The sequence below is a fragment of the Devosia sp. genome, assembly GCF_036676215.1.
In the GTDB taxonomy this organism is placed as follows: domain Bacteria; phylum Pseudomonadota; class Alphaproteobacteria; order Rhizobiales; family Devosiaceae; genus Devosia.
In genome coordinates, this window is sequence record NZ_JAKFDJ010000141.1 from 1 (window position 1) to 2500 (window position 2500).

General features: G+C 64.3%; 3 protein-coding genes. 1 reads left to right on the forward strand and 2 read right to left on the reverse strand.

Features of this window, described 5'->3' with window-relative positions:
- Window positions 1-192: 192 nt before the first annotated feature.
- Both V6M52_RS12400 and V6M52_RS12405 read right to left on the reverse strand, forming a co-directional pair.
- Complete coding sequence (locus V6M52_RS12400; protein ID WP_332701250.1) at window positions 193-570, reverse strand: hypothetical protein; 378 nt, start codon at window positions 568-570, stop codon at window positions 193-195.
- A gap of 50 nt (window positions 571-620) precedes the next feature.
- Window positions 621-1817 (reverse strand): hypothetical protein, encoded by a 1197-nt coding sequence (locus V6M52_RS12405; protein ID WP_332701251.1) that lies wholly within the window; start codon window positions 1815-1817, stop codon window positions 621-623.
- A 243-nt stretch (window positions 1818-2060) separates the two neighbouring features.
- Here V6M52_RS12405 and V6M52_RS12410 point away from each other — a divergent pair.
- Window positions 2061-2500 (forward strand): TolB family protein (locus tag V6M52_RS12410; RefSeq protein WP_442881857.1); only part of this gene is annotated, 440 nt, incomplete at its 3' end.

Below are 2500 nucleotides of genomic sequence, written 5' to 3' on the forward strand. Positions count from 1 at the left end.
GAAACGCCCAAGGGTCCGTTTCCGCGCCATCCGTCCGGGCGCATGGGAGATTTTACCCCAATAGCCCGCTTTGACCGTCGCAGGAACAGCGTCCGTCGAACGAGATCGCGCGAAATCGCGCCCACTGCCGGAATGCTGCTTCAGGAAACCTACAGCCCACTCGCCGTGCGAATCCCTGACCGTTCAGCGTCCCTATTCGATGATCGGACCGTCAGCGCCCGGGCGCTCAGAAAGCACATCATCCCGGACCCGCCACTTGACCTTCACAAAGCGTGGATCATTCCCAAACTCCGCATTCAACTTGGTCATCAGCTCACCGTATGGCTGATTGTCTACGTTGAGCTGCCAGAAGTCGGGGTGGTACACCGTATCCAGAATAAAGACGTCTCCGAGATCTTGAACCTGCATCCAGACTCGCCAACGCTTGGCTTTTACATTGAAGTCCCAGCCGTGCTCCTGCTGATGTTCCGGCGTGGAAACCTCATATCCAAGCTGCTGGAGGCTAGCGGCGATAGCTTCCGCGACGCGGCGTCCGCCGAACTGAATGATCTCGCCGTCTTCCTCGATCATGTCGTCAGGGAAGTTCGCATAGAGCTCAGCGCAGGGTCTTACTCTCAGCCTCACTGCCGCTCCTCCCCAAAGTCGTACATCAATTCGCCACCGCCAGATGTAAGTCCTCCAACGCGCGCCTTGAGCGGTGCGGGGCTGCCGAACCACACGCGGCCGAGCGAGTCATATTTCTTGAAGCCCAGGTCTTTGCCGCTCCAGCGCTCGCCGCCGATCTTTGGAGGCAACCCGGTGCCGCGAAATGAAGGGTCAACCCGAAAATGGAGTTCGTAGAAGTCTCCCCGGCTTATGCCTTCGGGTTTGAGAACATTGAAAGGACCGTCGCTGATCACGCGTGGAAGCGGGCGGCGGCCCAGCCACCGCGGAAGTAAGTAACTTCGCGGCACGAAGTGGTGCCCCATACCAACATAAGGCTCCGCTAGATATGCCGCGGCCGCAGGACTGAACCCCTGAGCCAAGTACTTTTCCGCGCTTGCGGCCTTCGACACTCCGCCCAGCTTGCCGACAGTCTTGGCCAGCGGCCCACCGACCGCCAACGATCCGACGTCAAAGGCCAACTCGCCCTGGTTCTGGCCGATGTCGAAATTGCGTCGAACTTCACCGGAGAATGTCCGCGCCGCCGGCGTGGCCGTCGGGTCCAGATCGGCACGCATCTCGCGGGCCTTGTCTTGAACATCGCGCACGACGCTCTGCGGATTGGAGACGGCTCTCTTCGCATAGCCGCCGATTTCCCGGCCAGCCCCGACGAGTTGAGCCGCCGCCGATTCGCCTGGCGGACTGATCAACTGATCCAGTGGGTTGCCGAGCCGAAGCACGAACGTCGCGCCATCATTGAGGCCTTCCAGAGTGTGCCAGGCGCCTCTTCCCAGGCCCACCACATTTCCCGCCTCGCGTGCTAGCTCGATGCCGACGGCTTTCGCCGTAGGGTTTCGATCGAGCCAGCCGTTGCGGCTCGGCTGCTCGCGGCGAGGGCCAGTCGCCGTTTGGCTCACGGGGGTCGGCGGCTTGGTCGCCACCGGGCCGACGGTGCTTGGCCGTTGTGACTTCGCACGGACCGGGGCGGGCCTAGCGCCTGGCGCCGGCTCCTCAGCCATCAGCTTGGCGCCGTATCGCATGACGTCGCCGCGCGTCTTCAGAACGAGGTCTTCGCCGGCCCTGATCGCGTTGCCAAAGGCTGAATGCGCCCTTGCCACCGCTTCCTGGCCATCATGCTGTTTCTCCCGCCATCTGCGTTCCAAGAACTCAGCCATGGTCTCGCGCCCAGCCATGCAATCCCCTTTTGATTACCCATGCAGCCAGTGTGGGTTGCCAGCCGCTGAGGCGTCTCCACGACAACGGAAGCTCTACCATAGGAGGAGCGGTGAGTCGAACAAAAGAGGAACAATTGTTGGAGGCCTTTTGTCGGCGGGCCCCGAGTGTCGGCCGTCGCTCAGGGGACTCGACAAGCCCGCGCCCCTCGGTTGAATTGCGCGCACGTCAAGTCCGGGGTCCCCATGATCGTTCGCCGCCTGCTCGCCGCAGCCCTCGTCGCCGCGCTGTCCGCGCCGGCCCTCGCCCAGGCCCCGCCGGCCCCGACGCCGCCGCCGGTCCCCACCGAGGCGGGCAAGGCCGAGAGCGAGCCCCGGCCGAACACCTCGGAGCTGAACAAGCCCGTGGCCACGCCGTCGCTCGAGAAGCCGGCCGACAAGCCCAAGTGGGACGTCAACGCCCCCCCGGGACCGACCCGCGAGGTCGCCCTCGACGTGACCTCCGGCACCTGGATGAGCCTGGACGTCAGCCCCGACGGTCGCGAGGTGGTCTTCGACCTGCTGGGCGACCTCTATGTGATCCCGATCGGCGGCGGCGAGGCGCGCGCGCTGACCACCGGCATGGCCTGGGACATGCACCCGGCCTATTCGCCCAACGGCCGCTGGATCGCCTTCACCTCGGACCG